We start from the raw sequence: 17,981 nt of genomic DNA on the forward strand, positions 1-17,981 counted from the left end.
GAAGGTTCCGTAAATAAGGAAGGCGATTAAGCGTTTAACCACGTTTCATGGATTTATTTCTGCTTTTAAACAGGTCGATGAGCGGAAGGACGATGTCATCACGGCTGTTCAACTGCAGGTAATTGATTTGATTTTTTTACATAATTCACGCAGCTTTTCACGATCGGTCGTGAACGTGTCAGCGATGCGCTTGGAGAAGGCACCGAAGGCGGTGTTCACCCAGGTGATGCTCCCGGTTTCCCGATCCTGCAGGGGAATGATCCCCAGTGAGGGCAGGCGAGACTCCCGTGGATCCACGAGTTGTATAACGATCACGTCATGCTTTTCGGCTAAAGCTTTCAAGCGATTTTCGTACCCCTCATCGATAAAATCTGAGATGATGATGAGGATGCTGCGCTTTTTGATTAGGTTGAGGGCGAAGGTGAAAAGCCCGGTAAGATCTGTTTTTTTTTGATTTTTGGGTGGACTGAAAGATGCCTTTTACCACTTTTACACCCTGCTTCGGCCCTTTTCCAGGTAGGATAATCACCTCTTTTTCGTCCGAATAGCTGATAAGTCCACTTGCGAGCCCTCCACGATCGCGGCGAGTGTAAGGACGCCAGCCACTTCACGGCCCTTGTCCATTTTCTTTTTCCCCCGCTCGCCGATTTCCTGAGAGGCGGACACGTCGAGGAGGAAGTATACGGCTTGATCTTTATCCTCTTTAAAGGTCTTCACAAAGGTCCCATGACCCTTCGCGGAAACCTTCCATTCGATGGTCCGCACATCATCCCCATACTGATAGGGACGAAGGTCATCGAATTCCAAGCCCGCGCCCTTAAAGATGGAGCGATAGTCCCCTTGGAGGTGATTATTCGCCACTTTACGGATCATGATCTCATACTTGCGCAGCTTTTTGAGGAGTTGATTCATGGATTTTAGATTAAGCAGGCTAATTTACAGCTCTAATGGGAATAAAAAAACTGCTTTGGCAGGAAGCTTGCCCGATTTTACATGGAATTAACTAATTTTAAGCCGTGAAAAGAATCTTATTTGTATTACTTCTTCTGGGCCTGGGAGCCTGTTCGGAGCCCGATCTTCCGGAGGGCATCTTGGATGAGGAAAAGATGGTGGAACTACTCATCGACCTGCATTTGGCCGAAGGCCTGACCAGCACCTTCCCGATCCCATTCGACTCGGCACGCGTGCTGTATCCGTATTTGGAAAATGAGGTTTTCCGTAAACATCAAATCCCCGATTCTGTTTTCCATGAGAGCCTGTTGTACTACATGACAGACCTGCGTAAGATTAATCGGATGTACGAGCGTACGATCGATTCCTTAAACGTAAAAGAAAAGTTACGTAACCCTTGATTTACATGAAGTTATATCCGGAAAATCTGGAAGAAAAAATAAATTTTGATAAAGTAAAAGCGCTCATTAAAGCGCAGTGCACCTCGAGTCTGGGGACAGATTTCGTGGACAAGGTGCAGTTCTCAAAAGACTACGAACAGGTCAGCCGCTTTCTGGAGCAGACCCATGAGTTCGTACAAATCCTAAATTCTGGTGAGGCCTTTCCCAGTGCCCACTTTACGAATGTGCATCCCTACCTGGACAAGGCCCGCCTCGAGGGGACATTCCTCTATGAGGATGAATTTCATGCGCTGAAAGCTTCCCTCCACACCTTAGATGGCTGCGTACGGTTTTTTGCCAAGCATGGTGAGGAGTATCCCGAGCTGACGAAGCTGACGGGCTTCGTGGAGCTGGACGACAGCTTGTATAAGGCCATCGATCGGATAATCGACGAGAAAGGGAAGGTCCGAAATAATGCCAGTCGTGAGCTTTCTCTGATTCGCAGCCAAATTCTCTACGAGGAAAACCGCCTGCGCAAGGTGCTCGACCGCATTTTTAAAGAGGCGAAAGGGCGTGGTTTTACACCAGATGATGCCGCTGTGACCATTCGGGGAGGCCGCATGGTTATTCCCGTGCTCGCCGAAAACAAACGTAAGATCAAGGGTTTTATCCACGATGAGTCGGCCACGGGCCAAACGGTTTTTCTGGAACCCGCTGAAGTGCTCGACATCAACAATGAACTGCAGGATCTCGCCTACATGGAGAAGCGGGAGATTCGCAAGCTCCTTACGCAGCTGACGGATCGCGTGCGCCCACTTATTCCGGTGCTGCGGAAGGCGTACCATTTCTTAGGGATGCTGGACTTTATCCGAGCGAAAGCCAAATTTGCCCGACAAATCGGAGCAGTCAAACCCCAATTAGAGAAGCAGCGTGTACTGGACTGGCGAAATGCCCGGCATCCGATCTTAGAGTTGGCTTTGCGCCAGCAAGAAAAAAGCATCGTGCCCCTGCAGATGAAGCTGGACCATAACCATCGCCTGCTGGTAATTTCCGGGCCGAATGCAGGGGGGAAATCGGTGACGCTGAAAACCACAGCGCTGGTGCAGTACATGCTGCAGTGTGGGCTGCTGGTGCCGATGGACGCTGACAGCACTTGTACCCTTTTCGATCAGTTTTTTATCGACATCGGGGATGAGCAAAACATCGAAAATGACCTCAGTACCTACAGCTCGCACCTGATGAGCATGAAGCACTTCACGCGTTTTGCACATAAAAAAACCGTGCTGTTTATCGATGAATTCGGTACGGGTACAGAGCCGCTTTTCGGCGGGGCCATCGCAGAGGGGATTTTGCTGCACCTAGCCAAGTCAGGTGCTTATGGGGTGATTACCACTCATTACGGCAACCTCAAGCAGGTGGCGGCCAAGACGCAGGGCTTGGTGAACGGGGCCATGCGCTACGATGTGGAGCGACTGGAACCGCGCTATGAGTTGGAAATCGGCAAGCCGGGTAGCTCGTTTGCATTGGAAATCGCCCAGAAAATCGGGATTGATAGGGAGATCTTGGATTATGCGAAAACGCATATCGGGGAAGACCGCGTTCGCTACGATCGCATGCTGACCAAGTTAGAAAATGAGCAGCAGGCCCTACGTCGTAGCACGCAGGAGCACAAGCAGCGCGAGCGGCAGCTGCAGCAGGAGCTTAGCCGCTATGAAAAATTGGCTGCAGATCTAGAAGAAAATAAGAAAAAATATTTGGCTGAGGCCAAAGCAGAGGCGGCCAAGCTGCTCGTAGATGTAAACCGTAAAATCGAGCTGAGCATTAAGGAAATTCGTGAAAAGCAGGCGGATAAAGAACGTACTAAGGCCATTCGCGAGGAGCTGGAACTACTCAAGCAAGAGGTCCGCCCGACACTGAAAGACCGACCCAAAAAAGCCGCTGCAGAGCCCATACAGGTGATGGAAGGGGCTATTCAGGTAGGTGACACCGTGCGGCTAAAGGATAATGGAGCCATAGCGGAGGTGCTGAGCCTATCGGCCAAAGAAGCGGAAATCAGCATCGGCGAGCTCAAGTCACTCGTGAAACTGAAGCGGCTGGAGCGTATCAGCGCAGGTGAGGCCAAGCGAGAGAAACGCGTAAGTAGCAGCAGACATGCCTCCTATGCTACGGATAAAATGCTAAATTTCTCCCCGAACCTAGATATTCGTGGCCGGCGGGGAGAAGAAATCCTGCCCATAGTGCAGAACTTCATCGACGAAGGGAACATGCTCGGGGTTAAAAACCTGCGCATCGTGCATGGTAAAGGGGACGGTATCCTACGTCAGGTGACCCGCAACATGCTGCAGCACATGCCTGCCGTTCGCAAGATGGAAGATGAACATGCAGACAGGGGAGGTTCTGGCGTGACGCTGGTAACCTTAAAAGACTGAGGTAGCGAATCGTAATCCGCTGTATCGCACAAATACGCATAAAAATACCCCCAAGAACCAGTGTGCTCTTGGGGGTATTTTTATGCCCTTCGTATTCTCTGCCTATGCCTTACTTCTGACGCTGCGTTTCTGCTAGCCGATGACAGGGCGGCCTGCGGGGTTTTACTGGCGCAGGGTAAACTGTAGGACGTAAGAACCACCGATGGCCTGAATACGGCTTACAGGGCTAGTCTCTTGTTCTGCTCCCGCAGCACTCACCGTAAACTCGAGACGAAGGGTATTCGCATTACGGGTAAAGGTAATCGGCACTCCGGAGGCTGGGCGATTTCCTGCTAACAGGATGCGCCCTAAATTTTCTTCATCGGGAAAACTGAAGGTAGTGGAGGCAGGAAAAAGATCATTGGCATTCGAGCTGGAAAAGCCTTTTTCCGTCGTAAAGGTGACCGTCATGTCTTGGTAAAACTGTGTCTCCTGCTGACTGTTTCGGGTGACGAGGGACACTTCCCAAGTAGCAGAGTTGGTATTCGCCAAGCGCTGCGTGGCTTCTTGTTCCGGGGTCAAACTGGGCGCTCCACTGTCCGAGCCACAAGCAGCCCAAACGAATAGGAGTAGGATAAAATAAAGCTTTTTCATACATGTAAATTATGGCGTAAAATACTCTCTTTCCTTCTGGAATCAAAAAAAAAATCGCTATTTATATACGCTAATCGCAATATTTTTCGTGCAAAACGCATATTCTCGCGCATCGTTACTGCAGACGATAACAGTGCGATCGTTTGCATAACGCGCGATGAGCTCGAGGTACCAGTCCACCCCTTGCAGGTCTAAGTTGGAAGTAGGCTCATCTAAAAGGACAAGAGGCACGTCGGAAAAAAGTGCTAACGCCAATTTCAGGCGCTGCTTCATCCCTGAGGATAGTTCGCTGACCAACTTATCTCCATGGCTTTCCAAGTAGGTAATGGCGAGCACATCTCGTTCCGTTAAGCCAGGAAGTAGGGACTTAAATTGAAAGTGAAAATGGATGAGCTCGCGGACGCTGAGCTCTTCGGGGAGCTCCATGTAGGGGGCGACAAAACTCAAGAAGCGATATACCTCTTCTATGTCCACATCTTTTCCTCCGAATCGATAGTGGAGGGTACCATCCGTCTGGGGTAATATCCCAGAGAGGACTTTCAGTAGAGTGGATTTACCGGACCCATTACTTCCTGTGATGACCACCTTTTCACCTGCAGCAATCTGCAGCGACACCCCTCTAAATATCCATTCGTAGCGGTATCTTTTCGATAGCTGGTCTACACGAATCCCCTCTACCCCCATGCTGAACTTACTGGATATAGCCTTTCATCACCCCACGCTCGGATGAACGGATGAAGTTCACGATCTCATCCCGTTCACGCGTCGCGGGGAGGTTGATTTCGATTTCCTCTAGCGCTTTCGAATTATTCATGCTATTTAAAAAGAGGTATCGGTACACCTCCTGGATTAGAGCGATCGTTTCAGAGTCGAACCCTCTTCGCCGCAGCCCGAGGCTATTTACACCCGCATAGCTCAGCGGCTCACGCGCAGCCTTCGTAAAGGGCGGCACATCTTTTCTCACCAGTGAACCCCCAGAAATCATACAGTGCATGCCGATTTTTACGAACTGATGAATCGCCGAACTGCCACCGATTACCGCCCAGTCGTCGATGACCACATGCCCAGCCACCTGCACACTATTAGCGATGATCACATGATCTCCGACCACACAATCATGCGCGATATGCACATAAGCCATCAGTAGGCAGTGCTTGCCCACACGGGTAGTTTGACGGTCTAGGGTTCCGCGACTTATGGTCACACACTCTCGAATGGTAGTATGATCCCCTATCATCACGGTGGACGCCTCCCCCTGAAACTTCAGGTCCTGAGGCACCGCAGCGATCACAGCACCAGGGAAAATTTTACAATTTTTACCGATACGTGCTCCCGGATAAATGGTCACATTAGAACCAATCCAGGTGCCTGCACCGATTTCTACATCTTCATGAATCATCGTGAAAGGATCTACAGTGACTCCTTCCTCGAGTTTAGCATCTGGGTGAATGACAGAGAGGGGACTAATCATGCTTCTTTTTTTACGATACTAGCTGTCATCACAGCTTCACAAACCAGGGTATTCCCGACATAGGCCTCCCCTTTCATTTTGGCGATACCCCTGCGGATAGGGGCTAATAGCTCACACTTAAAAACCAAGGTATCCCCTGGAAGCACCATCTTACGGAACTTGCAGCTTTCGATCCCTAAAAAATAGGTCCAGTAGTTTTCCGGATCATCTACCGTGCTAAGCACTAAGATACCCCCGGTCTGCGCCATCGCCTCTACCTGAAGTACGCCTGGCATCACTGGATTATCCGGAAAATGCCCCATAAAAAACGGTTCGTTTATGGTCACATTTTTCACCCCCGCCACTACCGTACTATCCAGATAAATGATTTTATCCAACAGCTGGAACGGGTAACGATGCGGCAAAATATTACTAATCTGATTAATATCCATTACCGGTGGCAGCTTGGGATCATAATGGGGAATATGGCTAGGGCCTAACTTCTCCATCGCCCGCTTCAGCTTTTTGGCGAACGCCACATTCGCTGCATGTCCAGGCCTGGCGGCCAAAATCTGGGCCTTCAAGGGACGTCCCACCAGCGCGAGGTCTCCTACCACGTCCAGTAACTTATGCCGTGCAGGCTCATTTTTGAAGCGAAGCTTCACATTATTCAAGATCCCTTCTTTTCGAACCTCCACGCGGTCCTTGTTGAACATCTTCGCCAAATGCGCTAACTCCTGCTCTTCCACCACGCGATCTACCACCACGATGGCATTATTTAAATCTCCGCCTTTAATCAGGTTTTGATTGTAGAGCATTTCCAGCTCATGCAAGAAGCAGAAGGTCCTGCAAGAAGCGATTTCAGGTTTAAACTGAGAAATATCGGTGATGCTCGCATGCTGACTCCCCAGCACTGGAGAGTTATAATCCACCATCACCGTCACGCGGTAATCGTCTAGCGGCAAGGCAGCCATCTCCACCTCCCGAGCAGGATCCCGATAAGAAATACTTTCGGGCACTTCAAAAAAGCGTCTCAGCGCATTCTGCTCTTCGAAACCGGAAGCTTCCAGCACCTCGATAAACTGAATAGAAGAACCATCCAAAATCGGCGGCTCCGGTCCGTCCAGCTGGATCAACACATTATCGATTTCCAGTCCAACCAGTGCAGCCAGCACATGCTCCACCGTGTACACACGAGCGCCACTTTGCTCTAAAGTGGTCCCCCGAGAGACATCCACCACGTTATCGACATCCGCGTCGATCGTCGGCATCCCCTCTAAGTCCACGCGCTGAAACTTGTAGCCATGGTTAGGCGGAGCAGGTAAAAAGGTCATGTTTGAAATCACACCCGTGTGCAGTCCCACACCAGACACTGTCACCTGCTTCTTGATCGTATGCTGTTTTACCTTCATCGGTACTTTTTTCCTTGCGATTTTTTTTAGATCGGCAAATTTAAGCCTTTTTTTCCAGTTCTTTTACCTTCTCTTGGAGTTCAGGTAGTTTTTTAAAGATGGCATAGGCCTTTAGGAAGCCCTTTAAATCCATTCCCATATAGCCAAAAAGCGTAGTTCCCGGCTTGTTTACTGATTTAGAAATGCCCGTGCTAGCACCCACTGTCGTGCGATCTGCCAGATTCAGATGCCCGACGATCCCTGCCTGGCCGGCGATCACACAGTTTTTCCCTAAAGTAGAAGAACCGGAAACCCCCGCCTGCGCAGCGATGACCGTATGTGCACCGACCACCACATTATGTGCCAGCTGCACTAAATTATCGATTTTCGCTCCTTCCTCTATGCGCGTAGCCCCCATCGTAGCGCGATCCACGGTCGTATTCGCCCCGATGCGGACATGATCCCCTAAAATGACCTGGCCGATCTGCGGGATAGCCTTATAAGAGCCATCATCCTGCGGAGCGAAACCAAAACCATCAGAGCCGATCACCGCACCTTCATGGATGTCACAGTAGGCACCGACGATCACCTCCTTGCAAAGCTTAGCCCCTGCACGAATAATCGTTCCAGCGCCGATTTTTACCCCATCGCCAATGTAGGCATGCGGATAAATTTTCACCCCATCACCGATGCTACAGTTACGACCGATATAGGAAAAAGCCGCGCGGTAAACCCCCTCTCCTACCTGGGTACCCTCCCCACAATAACTGGGTTCCTCCACACCGCTTAACTCCTGCTGGCTGAGCTGTTCGTAGGCTGTTAGCAAGTCTGTAAAGGCCGTATACGCATTTTTTACCCGGATGAGCGCCGCGTTTACTTTGCGCTGGGGCGCAAAGTCCTCCGACACGATCACCGCCGTAGCTTCTGTTTCGTACAGATAAGGAACATACTTTTCGTTCGCTAAAAAACTGATGCCACCAGGCTTCCCTTCCTGAATCTTATCTAAACGCGAAACCTTTAGACTGCCATCACCCTCTACGCTACCGTTTAATAATTGTGCAACTTGCTCTAAACTAAACTCCATTCCTCCGTTTTTATGCTCACAAATTTAGGCTTTTCGCTTTACAGGCATAATATTTTTTCACGATTTTGCTCATGGCTTTGATGTTAGGGAGATCCGCAGCCTGCGCCACATCGATGATTTCACCTTTCTTGGTCTGAATTAAAATACGCTCTTTGGCGACATAGGCGAAGTTACTGATAGCGCCATGGGTGAAGAAGTAGTCCACATGCTCCTCACGTAGTCCGCAGCGCTTTTTGGTTTTAACCCGAAGGGCTTCCAGCTCCTCCACAGAAAAGGACTGACTCGATAGCGTCACTTTAAACAAGTTACGTTCCAAAAGCATCTGAGAGATGCCGCGCAGCACAGGGTCCGCACTGCCCTTCCAGGTTTTTACACCTGCCCAGATGTCATAGTCGTCTAGGGAAAGAAAGGATTTTAAAAGGGAAGGATCGGATTTAAAATCTTGTAGCCGAGCAGGTTGTGCTAAGAAAACCGCGAGCGCATCGGTGGCAGGAACTGCTGCACCTTCCATCCCTAAGTGCTGCGCGCGACGGACAAGATTGATTAGCATTTTTTCGGCACTGACGGTGGTTTTATGCAGATATACCTGCCAGTACATTAGCCGACGTGCGGAAAGAAAGTTTTCGATACTGTAAATACCCTTCTCCTCCACCACCACTTGGTCATCTACGATGGCCATCATCTTGATGATACGATCAGCCCCAATAGTACCCTCCGAGACGCCGGTAAAAAAGCAGTCGCGCTGCAGGTAATCCAGGCGATCGATGTCCAGCTGGCTGGAGACCAGCTGGTGAAAAAAGCGGCGCTCATACGTATCGGTAAACATGCGGATGGCCAGACTGAGCTGTCCGCTATGCTGGGTGTTTAGCTCCTCCATGATCATCAGGGAGAGTTCTTCGTGGGTGATGCCCTGTAAAATGCTGAACTCTAAGGCATGGGAGAAGGGGCCATGACCGACATCGTGTAATAAAATCGCGATTATGGCTGCTTCGTACTCTTCTGGCGTGATTTCTGTGCCTTTGGCACGAAGGTGATCCAGGGTGACCCGCATTAGGTGCATAGCGCCTAAGGCATGGTGGAATCGGGTATGGAGCGCTCCGGGATAAACGAAATCAGTTAAACCCAGCTGCTTGATCCGCCGTAACCTTTGAAAGTAGGGATGTGAAATGAGGGTGAAAATCAACTCACTGGGGATCGTGATGAAACCATACACGGGATCATTGATTATTTTCTGACTTTTCAATGGGGTTCTACAAAGGCCTTTAGTGTAAACAATGCTAAATTTAAAAGGAAAAAACGACAAGTATGCAAAACTATAAGATTTTATGGGCGGACGACGAAATCGACCTGCTGAAACCACATATATTATTTTTGAGCCAAAAGGGCTATCAGATTACTACGGTGAACTCCGGAATAGACGCTATCGAAAAGGTGGAAGAGGAAGAGTTCGACTTGGTCTTTCTGGATGAAATGATGCCCGGGATGACGGGGCTGGAAACCCTACAGCAGGTGAAGCTCATGCGGCCGCAGCTGCCCGTGGTCATGATCACGAAAAGCGAGGAAGAGCATATCATGGACGATGCGATCGGAGGGAAAATCGCTGATTATTTAATAAAGCCGATCAATCCCAATCAGATTTTGCTGTCGGCAAAAAAAATCCTACAAAACAAGCAGCTCATCACTGAGAAAACCAACTTAAGCTACCGGCAGGACTTTATGAACATCAGCATGGCCTGCAGCGATGCAGATACCCATGAAGAATGGACGGAAATCTATAAAAAACTTACCTACTGGGAGTTGGAAATAGACAAAACCGAAAACAAAAGCATGCAGGAGGTCCTCGACACCCAAAAGGTAGAGGCCAATTCGGCATTTGCTAAGTTCGTGAAAAAAAACTATGTGGAGTGGCTGAAGGAGCGTAGTGAAGACAAGCCACTGCTCTCTCACCGCGTACTTCGCGAGCGTGTCTTCCCCCATCTGAAAAGCGGGCGCCCCCTGTTTTTAGTGGTCATCGACAACTTGCGCATGGACCAGTGGGAAATTTTAGAGCCCCTCATTTTGCAGTACTTTTCGATTAAATCCCGAGATGCCTACTACAGTATCCTTCCTACGACCACGGCCTTTGCGCGGAACGCGCTCTTCAGCGGCCTCATGCCTTCAGATATGGCACGCTTCCATCCGGACCTCTGGGAAGGGGAAGACACCGACGAGGCGAAGAACAATAAGGAAGAAGAATTTCTCGGGGAAAACCTCCACAAACATCGCCTGTCCGTGAAATACAGCTACCATAAAATTTTACAGGCGAACCAGGGCAAGCAGGTGCTCGATAATTTTAACAACCTGCTGCACAATGACTTGAATGCTTTGGTCTATAACTTCGTGGACATGATGTCCCATGCACGTACCGACATGAAGATGATGCGTGAGCTGGCGCCGAATGAGTCCGCCTACCGCTCGCTGACGAAAAGCTGGTTTGAGCACAGCTCCCTTTTCGAGCTCTTTAAGCGTGTGGCCGATGCTGGCGCCGAGCTGATCGTGACCACCGACCATGGCACCAAGCGGGTGAACAAGCCCTATAAAATTATTGGCGATCGAAATGTGACGACGAATCTGCGCTACAAACAGGGCAAGAACCTGAATTTCGAGAGCGGAAAGGTCTTCGAAATCGAGCGCCCGGAGGATGCCAAGCTTCCCCGCTTTAATGTGACGACCAGCTATGTGTTCGCGGTAGAAGATTACTTTTTCGCCTACCCGAACAATTATAACTACTACGTAAACTACTTTAAGGATACTTTTCAGCATGGAGGTGTGTCTTTAGAGGAAATGATTGTACCTTTGGTGCATCTTAAGCCGAAGTAAGCGGAGTGAAGTGAAGACAGAAACGATTTCCTCTTTAGAGCAGCTGCCGGAGCTGGCGCGGGCCCTTATTGCCTTCGCGGGCATGGAGCGCATCTGGGTCTTTCGTGGTGCTATGGGCGCCGGAAAGACGAGCACGATAAAGGCCATTTTAGCCGAGATGGGAGTGACGGACTCCGTCCAAAGCCCGACTTTTGCTTGGTGAATGCCTACGCCCTAGCCGACGGCGCGCCTGTCTATCATTTTGACTGCTACCGGCTCGAAGGCTTCGAGGAGGCCTTAGAAATCGGCTTAGATGAGTACCTCGAAAGTGGTGCTTACTGTTTTATCGAGTGGGCAGAGCGGATTCCGGAACTCCTTCCAGAGCACTTCCTGCTTATCGATTTAGAGGTTTTAGGCCCCGCAGAGCGAAAAGTTCAAGCGACACACATTTAAGCACTACCCGCATGAAACAAAAGATTTCAGAACAAACGATCGGAATACTCCCTCAGACAGAAGTGCAGGCGGTAAAAAAGAAGGGAAAGGAGCTGCGCGTAGGAATTCCACGCGAACTTGGCGAGGGTGAAAACCGTGTGGTGCTCACCCCGGAAGCCATCCGCCTGCTCAGCTTTAACGGAATCCAGGTCTGCGTGGAAACCGATGCTGGAAAAAGCGCGCATTTTAGCGACCGAGCCTATTCAGAAGCTGGCGCAAAGGTCGTCTACAGTGCAAAGGAGGCCTTAGAACAGGAAATCGTGCTGAAAGTAGATCCCCCGACTGCCGAGGAAATCGAACACATGAAACCCGGATCCACGCTTATTTCTGCCCTGCAGGTAGGAAAACAGGAAAGCGGCTACTTTCATGCCCTCAATCAAAAACGCATAACAGGACTCTCCTTCGAGCATTTAGAAGATAAAGTTGGCGGCATGCCCGTGGTGCGTGCCATGAGTGAAATCGCCGGCAGCTCCGTGATGCAGATCGCCGCCCATTATCTTAGCAGCGCCCATAAGGGCAAGGGAGTCTTGCTCGGCGGCATCACGGGTGTCCCGCCTACAGAAGTGGTCATCATCGGCGCCGGCACCGTAGCGGAATATGCCGCCCGAACAGGGCTCGGCCTAGGTGCCTCCATAAAAATTTTTGACAACCAGCTGTACAAGTTGCGCCGTATCAAGCAGCTACTGGGCCAGCAGGTCTATACCTCCACCATCGACTCCGTGGGACTCGCACAGGCCTTACGGGAAGCAGATGTGGTCATCGGCGCCCTTCGCGCTGAAAAAGGCCGAAATAAGTTGGTCGTCACCGAAGAAATGGTAGCAGAGATGCGCCCCGGAAGTGTGATCATCGATGTCAGCATCGACCAGGGGGGCTGCATCGAAACCTCTGAGCTGACGACACACTTAAACCCCACCTTCGAAAAATATGAGGTACTCCACTATGGCGTGCCTAATATCCCCTCCCGTGTGCCCCAAACGGCCTCCATCGCGCTGAGTAACATCTTCACCCCGATCTTACTGCAGATGCAAGACTTGGGCGGCGCCGAGGAGATGATCTTTAATTATCGCTGGTTTTTAAAAGGGATTTACACCTATCGAGGCAGCCTCACGAACGCCTACCTCGGCAGGGTCTTTGGGCTGCCACATAAGGAGCTCCAACTCCTTTTAGCCGCCCGCTACTAAAAAAGGCCTTTTAACGCCCAGCCTACATCAATTTATCAGTAAATAGACTGTTGATAATTTTGTTAAAATAACAGAAGGGTTTAATTTGCGCCCACTTTAAAATTGACCATTCTTATAAAAAGTTTTTGATATGATGAATCCATGGCACGATGTGCAAATCGGAAAAGATGCTCCTGAATATGTGATGGGTGTTATCGAGATCCCTAAGGGTAGCAAGGGGAAGTATGAGTTAGATAAGGAGACGGGCATGCTTCTCCTAGACCGTGTGCTTTTTTCTGCGGTGCATTACCCCGCTAACTATGGCTTCATCCCACAGACCTACTGTGACGATAACGATCCCCTGGATATTTTAATCATCTCTCAGATCGACATCCCTTCCATGTGCCTGGTAAAGGCAAAAGTCATCGGTGTGATGCGCATGATCGATGGTGGCGAGGCAGATGATAAGATCATCGCTGTAGCGGCAGACGATCAGTCCGTAAATTACATTAACGACATCGACGAGCTCCCTCCTCACTTGATGAAAGAGGTGCACCGCTTCTTCGAAGACTATAAAAAATTAGAGAATAAGGAAGTAAAAGTGGAGGACTTCTTAGGGAAGGCTGAAGCTTACCGCATTATCCAAGAGAGCATTGAGCTATACGATAAAACCTTCCGTAAGGAAGCCTAAACATCAGAAGAGCCCGCTGATTCTAGCGGGCTTTTTTACCTTTCTGCTGCTGTGGGGAGGTATTTTTTCTTTGGCCTTCGGCCAAAACGAACGCACAAAAGAGACGCTCACCGAAAATCAAGCGCGACGACAGGGACGCAGCGCCGTAGATAGCAGCGCGCACAAGACCTCTACCTCCGAAAAATGGACGTTATCAGGCTATATCGAAAGCTACTATGGCTTTGATTTCGGGCAGCCCTTCGATCAACTTCGCCCCGACTTTTTCTTTAATTTCAAGCGGCATAATGAATTTAACATCAATCTGGCACTGGCACAGGCGAGCTACAGGGATGGGCGGCATCGGGCTACCTTAGCACTGATGGCGGGTAATTATGCCCAGTTTAACTTGGCCGATGAACCCACTTGGGCGCAGTTCCTTTACGAAGCTCGGTGGGCTATCGCTTGCATGAAAAAATGTGGCTAGATGTGGGGATTATGCCCTCGCATATCGGTTTTGAAAGTGCTATCGGCGCAGTGTGTGATCACCTGACACGCAGCTTACTGGCCGAAAATAGCCCCTACTTTCTGACAGGTGCGCGGCTCACCTATGCGCTGCATCCGCAGCATACCCTGGTACTCTGGGCGACGAATGGCTGGCAAAATGTGCAGCGGCAGCCTGGCGTCCAAGGCATAGGACTGGAGACTGCAGGTGGAGTCGCGACCCCGAGAGGACTGGACCATAAGCTATGCCAACTATTACGGGAATGAGGGCTTGCAGCCCGTTCAGCAGCCCCGATTTTTCCAAAACTTTTACACGCATTTCGAGGGACTTCCGAGCTGGAAGTTCACGCTTGGCTTCGATTATGGGATACAGGCAGGGCTGATACGACCCGTAGATTACTGGCAGGGAGCCACACTATCAGTACGCAAAACATTAGGCGAGCGGCTGGCGTTGGCAGGACGCCTAGAACAATATGCTGATCCGGCCGGAACGATTTTAGTGGACCCTAATCGTCTGAGCGGCTATTCTTTAAATCTGGATTATCGAACAAGTGCGCAGAGTCTCTTTCGCATCGAATACCGACAGCTGGCCTCCGATCGACCTTCTTTTTTACTGCCTGATGCAGGCGTCTCACGTTTTAACAGTGCGCTCACTGCTTCCTTTAGTTTATTTTTCGGGGAAGGGTTTTAATTGCCTTTTTTAGCGTTTTTCGGCTTTACACGCGCCTTGGGGCACTTTTTGCGCAAGTATTCCACGAAAGCGCTGTAACCTTCATGTTCATGATTACTGAGCTGAATAGAAAAATGGTCCTGAAAGGCGAGTGTAAGCTGCCGAAACTCCCGCTTATTGGCTTGCACCACCTCTTCCTCCCAGGCTAGCACTTGTTGGAGCGTATAGGTTTTGGTCAACTTTTTCACGGGCCATCGCAGGATGATTTTATTGCCGCCTGCGGCGACGAACTTCATGCCGGCCAAAATCTTTACTACTAGCAGCAGGATAACCAGGGTAAGCACGGTCGTCCCGATGAGGTAGAAAAGAAAGTGGAAGTTTCTGGAGATGGCAAAATCCCGCAGTAAGAACACCAGCCCTGTAAGCAGGAGGAGTGTGATAAAGGTGAGGGAGAAGTACGTTTGTCTTTTCGGCTTACAGTGAATCATGTAGGGCTTTTAGTTCCGCAAGTTTTCGGTCTACGAAGGTAACTAATTCGGGGAAAAAGGCCTTAAAATGCTGTTCGAAAGTATCGAAATTCTCCTGTAGCGACACATGTGCATACTCCATATTAGACTCAAAGCGGGTGCGCTGTGCCATTCCGGACATGGCCTTACGAATACCCTCTAAGGTGCTGTAGGCATAGAGCCAATTATAGCGCTGCATCATGTCGAAGGCAGGAAGGAACTTGTCGGGTAGAATCTCCCGATGGCTTTCTAAAAGGGCATAACTTTCCTGGGCGAAAACCTCCAGTGGTTTCGCGTGGTACTCAGACCAGTTACGGCCTAAGAAATAATCAAAAAACATGTCCGTAATCACGGAGGCGTAGCGGCCATGACGTGTTCGGAGTAGGAGCTGGGCGGCTTTTACCTCAGGATGCGCATCCGTAAAAGCATCGATCTCACGATGTAAGCGGATGCCGATGGCAATCTCCGCTTCATACATTTCTTCCACTTTCCCACGAACAAAATCACCAATAAAGTTTCCAACTAAAACCTTAGGCTCGTCAAAGGATAGGTACGCGTGGGCTAAATAGTTCACAGTACTGGGTTCAAATTATAGGCAAAAGGCAAACCTCCTTTAGGTCCTAAGTCGCTGCATGTGGAAGCCGTGGGCTACTTCCCTGTCAGCGACTTTTGAAGACTAACAAAGATAGCCTTTTCTGTAGGAATTCAAAAAAAACGATGCATGAACCTATGCTGTAGAATTTCATAGGCAAAAAAATGCAGTTTATCTTTAAGCTACCTGCTAGGGCTGGAAACAAATCCTTTCTCCATCAGGTTTACAACCCGATTATGCAAAACGATTACCAAGAGGCTTTACAGCATACTTTAAGCCTTCTCAAGCAGGAATGGGCAGCAGACTTAGCCCTCTATAAGACTAAATTTTTAAGCAGCAGCATCGCGGAAAAAAAAAGAAGCAGGCATCTGCTGGTATCCCGTGCAGGTGCGTACCAGTAGCTTCACCTTAGCCGACCGTGTGCTCATCGAAGTGGAGCGTTTCGATCAGTTGGACCATGATTTCCAGAGTGGCAAGTCGGTAACGGTCTTCACCTTTGCGCCGCAGGGCGCCAGTGGCAGCGCCAGTCTGAATGGGGTCATCAATTATGTGCGGAAGGAAAAAATGGCCATCACCTTAAATGTGGACGAGGTACCTCAGTGGCTGCTGCACGAAAAAATCGGTGTGGATCTGCTCTTCGACGAGGCCTCTTACCGGCACATGGAATCGGCCATGCGGCGGGTAATCAAAGCGAAGGGAGATCGAACCGCGGAGCTTAAAGAAGTGCTTCTCGGGGCTCAACCTGCTCGCTTTTCTCCGCACGCTACCCTAATCGCTCCGAACAGGGCCCTGAATCCACCACAAGAAAAGGCGTGCCAACTCATCCAGCAGGCGGAGGATGTGGCCTTAGTCCATGGCCCTCCCGGAACGGGGAAGACCAGTACGCTGGTGCAGGCCATCCTGACGGCGAGCTATACCTATCCACAAGTGCTCGTATGCGCCCCCAGTAATGCGGCGGTAGACCTGCTGACGGAGCGCCTCGGAGAAGCTGGGCTGGAAGTGCTGCGGCTAGGCCATCCTGCGCGGATCGATGCGCCCATTATTGCCTCCACCTTAGATGCCCGTATCGCAGCACACGATAGCTATAAAGAGCTCAAGCTCCTGCGCAAAAAAGCGGAAGCCCTACGGAAACAAGCCGGCAAGTACAAGCGGAATTTTGGCGCAGCCGAGCGTGCCGCCCGCAATCATGCCCTTCAGGAAGCGCGGATGCTAAAGGAAAATGCGCGTCATCTCGAGGACTACATCCACTACGATGTGTTTCAGCGCGCGCAGGTAATCGCCTGCACCCTCGTGGGAGCTGCCAGCGCCCAGCTAGATGGCTACCGCTTTCCGCTCGTCTTCATCGATGAGGCAGCCCAGGGACTGGAACCTGCCACCTGGATCCCTATTCTCCGTGCGGATCGTGTGGTCATGGCCGGTGACCATTGCCAGCTTCCCCCAACCATAAAATCCTTCGAGGCAGGCCGTGCGGGCCTATCGCGGACGCTTTTCGAAAAGGTAATTCAGCGCCAGCCAGAAGCGGCCGTCATGCTCGAAGTACAATACCGGATGCCCGAGGTGATCATGCGCTTCTCTGCTCAGACCTTTTATAAGGGAAAACTGCAGGCGGCGCCCATCACCGAAACACACCGGCTGCATCCCAATGAGCCCATCTTAGAATTTATCGACACAGCGGGCACAGGATTTCTGGAACATAAGGAAAAAGAYAGTCTCAGCACCTTAAACGAACGGGAGGCGGTGGCCCTGCTGCGCTACCTGGAGCAGTGCATCAGGCGGCTGGGCATCGGGCACATGAAGCAGGAAGGTTGGAATATCGGCCTTATCGCACCCTATAGCGCCCAAGTGCGTGCACTGCGGCATCATATCTTTGAAACCTTTCAATTTCCGAATCTAAAGGCCTTCTCGGAGCTCCTGACCGTGAATAGCATCGACGGATTTCAGGGACAGGAGCGGGACATTATGGCGATCAGCCTGGTACGTGCGAATGAAACCGGGGAAATCGGCTTTCTTTCGGATATCCGTAGGATGAATGTGGCCCTCACCCGGGCCAAAAGGAAGCTAATCGTCATGGGCGACAGCGCCACGCTCAGTCATCATCCCTTTTATGCTGATTTTATCGACTATGTAGACCGCCACGGATCCTACAGCAGCATTTACACACTACCGGACCTGATCGAAGGCCTGTAAAGCAGCAAAAGGAGAGCGGGCCAGCGATGCTTTCTCAGCGCCAACTC

The 17,981-nt window shown here is 50.4% G+C and carries 18 protein-coding genes and 2 pseudogenes; 11 read left to right on the forward strand and 9 right to left on the reverse strand.

Features of this window, described 5'->3' with window-relative positions:
- Positions 1-108: 108 nt before the first annotated feature.
- Positions 109-912, reverse strand: a pseudogene (locus tag A3SI_RS10095) (DUF58 domain-containing protein).
- A gap of 104 nt (positions 913-1,016) precedes the next feature.
- Here A3SI_RS10095 and A3SI_RS10100 point away from each other — a divergent pair.
- Complete coding sequence (locus A3SI_RS10100) at positions 1,017-1,352, forward strand: DUF4296 domain-containing protein (RefSeq protein WP_009055619.1); 336 nt, start codon at positions 1,017-1,019, stop codon at positions 1,350-1,352.
- A gap of 5 nt (positions 1,353-1,357) precedes the next feature.
- Complete coding sequence (locus A3SI_RS10105; protein WP_040670661.1) at positions 1,358-3,760, forward strand: endonuclease MutS2; 2,403 nt, start codon at positions 1,358-1,360, stop codon at positions 3,758-3,760.
- 162 nt (positions 3,761-3,922) lie between these two features.
- Here the strand turns inward: A3SI_RS10105 and A3SI_RS10110 are convergent, their stop codons facing one another.
- Genes A3SI_RS10110 through A3SI_RS10135 form a run of 6 tightly spaced genes read right to left on the reverse strand, consistent with a single transcriptional unit; the run spans position 3,923 to position 9,561 of the window.
- Positions 3,923-4,393, reverse strand: a complete 471-nt coding sequence (locus tag A3SI_RS10110) for a hypothetical protein (protein WP_009055622.1) — start codon at positions 4,391-4,393, stop codon at positions 3,923-3,925.
- A 57-nt stretch (positions 4,394-4,450) separates the two neighbouring features.
- Positions 4,451-5,077 carry an ABC transporter ATP-binding protein gene (locus tag A3SI_RS10115; RefSeq protein ID WP_009055624.1) on the reverse strand — a complete coding sequence of 209 codons (627 nt, stop codon included), beginning with the start codon at positions 5,075-5,077 and terminating at the stop codon, positions 4,451-4,453.
- A 7-nt stretch (positions 5,078-5,084) separates the two neighbouring features.
- Positions 5,085-5,864 carry an acyl-ACP--UDP-N-acetylglucosamine O-acyltransferase gene (lpxA, locus tag A3SI_RS10120; RefSeq protein ID WP_009055626.1) on the reverse strand — a complete coding sequence of 260 codons (780 nt, stop codon included), beginning with the start codon at positions 5,862-5,864 and terminating at the stop codon, positions 5,085-5,087.
- Positions 5,861-7,255, reverse strand: coding sequence for a bifunctional UDP-3-O-[3-hydroxymyristoyl] N-acetylglucosamine deacetylase/3-hydroxyacyl-ACP dehydratase (locus tag A3SI_RS10125; protein WP_009055627.1), 1,395 nt, complete (start codon positions 7,253-7,255; stop codon positions 5,861-5,863). The genes lpxA and A3SI_RS10125 overlap by 4 nt, the downstream gene beginning before the upstream one ends.
- A 40-nt stretch (positions 7,256-7,295) precedes the next feature.
- On the reverse strand, positions 7,296-8,318 hold the full coding sequence (gene lpxD, locus A3SI_RS10130; RefSeq protein ID WP_009055629.1) for a UDP-3-O-(3-hydroxymyristoyl)glucosamine N-acyltransferase: 1,023 nt from the start codon (positions 8,316-8,318) through the stop codon (positions 7,296-7,298).
- A 16-nt stretch (positions 8,319-8,334) separates the two neighbouring features.
- A complete protein-coding gene (locus A3SI_RS10135; protein ID WP_009055631.1) occupies positions 8,335-9,561 on the reverse strand; it encodes an HD domain-containing protein in 1,227 nt (408 codons plus the stop codon).
- A gap of 62 nt (positions 9,562-9,623) precedes the next feature.
- Between A3SI_RS10135 and porX the strand changes: the two genes are divergently transcribed.
- The 7 genes and pseudogenes from porX (at position 9,624) to A3SI_RS21655 (ending at position 14,670) form a co-directional block, all read left to right on the forward strand.
- The gene (porX, locus tag A3SI_RS10140; RefSeq protein ID WP_009055633.1) at positions 9,624-11,177 is read left to right on the forward strand and encodes a T9SS response regulator signal transducer PorX; all 1,554 of its coding nucleotides are present in this window, start codon (positions 9,624-9,626) and stop codon (positions 11,175-11,177) included.
- A gap of 82 nt (positions 11,178-11,259) precedes the next feature.
- Positions 11,260-11,609 (forward strand): annotated as a pseudogene (gene tsaE, locus A3SI_RS10145) (tRNA (adenosine(37)-N6)-threonylcarbamoyltransferase complex ATPase subunit type 1 TsaE).
- Between the two features lie 11 nt (positions 11,610-11,620).
- Entirely contained in the window at positions 11,621-12,829 is a 1,209-nt protein-coding gene (locus A3SI_RS10150; protein WP_009055637.1) for an alanine dehydrogenase, read from the forward strand.
- Positions 12,830-12,959: 130 nt separating this feature from the next.
- A complete protein-coding gene (locus tag A3SI_RS10155; RefSeq protein ID WP_009055639.1) occupies positions 12,960-13,499 on the forward strand; it encodes an inorganic diphosphatase in 540 nt (179 codons plus the stop codon).
- Entirely contained in the window at positions 13,462-13,962 is a 501-nt protein-coding gene (locus A3SI_RS21645) for an outer membrane beta-barrel protein (protein WP_009055641.1), read from the forward strand. The genes A3SI_RS10155 and A3SI_RS21645 overlap by 38 nt, the downstream gene beginning before the upstream one ends.
- Positions 13,953-14,246, forward strand: coding sequence for an outer membrane beta-barrel protein (locus tag A3SI_RS21650; protein WP_050977486.1), 294 nt, complete (start codon positions 13,953-13,955; stop codon positions 14,244-14,246). Before A3SI_RS21645 ends, A3SI_RS21650 begins: the two co-directional genes overlap by 10 nt.
- Complete coding sequence (locus tag A3SI_RS21655) at positions 14,188-14,670, forward strand: outer membrane beta-barrel protein (RefSeq protein ID WP_162098447.1); 483 nt, start codon at positions 14,188-14,190, stop codon at positions 14,668-14,670. The genes A3SI_RS21650 and A3SI_RS21655 overlap by 59 nt, the downstream gene beginning before the upstream one ends.
- On the opposite strand, the gene A3SI_RS10165 is transcribed toward A3SI_RS21655, so the two are convergent.
- The gene (locus tag A3SI_RS10165; protein ID WP_009055643.1) at positions 14,667-15,137 is read right to left on the reverse strand and encodes a hypothetical protein; all 471 of its coding nucleotides are present in this window, start codon (positions 15,135-15,137) and stop codon (positions 14,667-14,669) included. The two genes, A3SI_RS21655 and A3SI_RS10165, sit on opposite strands and share 4 nt — an antisense overlap.
- The gene (locus A3SI_RS10170; protein WP_009055645.1) at positions 15,124-15,729 is read right to left on the reverse strand and encodes an acyl carrier protein phosphodiesterase; all 606 of its coding nucleotides are present in this window, start codon (positions 15,727-15,729) and stop codon (positions 15,124-15,126) included. The genes A3SI_RS10165 and A3SI_RS10170 overlap by 14 nt, the downstream gene beginning before the upstream one ends.
- 182 nt (positions 15,730-15,911) lie before the next feature.
- On the opposite strand from A3SI_RS10170, the gene A3SI_RS20800 reads away from it, so the two are divergent.
- Together A3SI_RS20800 and A3SI_RS10175 are read left to right on the forward strand one after the other, a co-directional pair.
- The gene (locus tag A3SI_RS20800) at positions 15,912-16,148 is read left to right on the forward strand and encodes a hypothetical protein (RefSeq protein ID WP_009055646.1); all 237 of its coding nucleotides are present in this window, start codon (positions 15,912-15,914) and stop codon (positions 16,146-16,148) included.
- Complete coding sequence (locus A3SI_RS10175; RefSeq protein ID WP_238531711.1) at positions 16,135-17,934, forward strand: AAA domain-containing protein; 1,800 nt, start codon at positions 16,135-16,137, stop codon at positions 17,932-17,934. The genes A3SI_RS20800 and A3SI_RS10175 overlap by 14 nt, the downstream gene beginning before the upstream one ends.
- The last annotated feature ends 47 nt before the right edge of the window (positions 17,935-17,981 follow it).

The organism is Nitritalea halalkaliphila LW7 (assembly GCF_000265075.1).
In the GTDB taxonomy this organism is placed as follows: domain Bacteria; phylum Bacteroidota; class Bacteroidia; order Cytophagales; family Cyclobacteriaceae; genus Nitritalea; species Nitritalea halalkaliphila.

What these genes read in the sequence shown, in the direction of transcription:
- A3SI_RS10105 (WP_040670661.1), top strand. Translation starts at nt 1,358, where the DNA reads ATGAAGTTATATCCGGAAAATCTGGAAGAAAAAATAAATTTTGATAAA.
- A3SI_RS10110 (WP_009055622.1), bottom strand. Translation starts at nt 4,393, where the DNA reads ATGAAAAAGCTTTATTTTATCCTACTCCTATTCGTTTGGGCTGCTTGT.
- A3SI_RS10115 (WP_009055624.1), bottom strand. Translation starts at nt 5,077, where the DNA reads ATGGGGGTAGAGGGGATTCGTGTAGACCAGCTATCGAAAAGATACCGC.
- lpxA (WP_009055626.1), bottom strand. Translation starts at nt 5,864, where the DNA reads ATGATTAGTCCCCTCTCTGTCATTCACCCAGATGCTAAACTCGAGGAA.
- A3SI_RS10125 (WP_009055627.1), bottom strand. Translation starts at nt 7,255, where the DNA reads ATGAAGGTAAAACAGCATACGATCAAGAAGCAGGTGACAGTGTCTGGT.
- lpxD (WP_009055629.1), bottom strand. Translation starts at nt 8,318, where the DNA reads ATGGAGTTTAGTTTAGAGCAAGTTGCACAATTATTAAACGGTAGCGTA.
- porX (WP_009055633.1), top strand. Translation starts at nt 9,624, where the DNA reads ATGCAAAACTATAAGATTTTATGGGCGGACGACGAAATCGACCTGCTG.
- A3SI_RS10150 (WP_009055637.1), top strand. Translation starts at nt 11,621, where the DNA reads ATGAAACAAAAGATTTCAGAACAAACGATCGGAATACTCCCTCAGACA.
- A3SI_RS10155 (WP_009055639.1), top strand. Translation starts at nt 12,960, where the DNA reads ATGATGAATCCATGGCACGATGTGCAAATCGGAAAAGATGCTCCTGAA.
- A3SI_RS21650 (WP_050977486.1), top strand. Translation starts at nt 13,953, where the DNA reads ATGTGGCTAGATGTGGGGATTATGCCCTCGCATATCGGTTTTGAAAGT.
- A3SI_RS10165 (WP_009055643.1), bottom strand. Translation starts at nt 15,137, where the DNA reads ATGATTCACTGTAAGCCGAAAAGACAAACGTACTTCTCCCTCACCTTT.
- A3SI_RS20800 (WP_009055646.1), top strand. Translation starts at nt 15,912, where the DNA reads ATGCAGTTTATCTTTAAGCTACCTGCTAGGGCTGGAAACAAATCCTTT.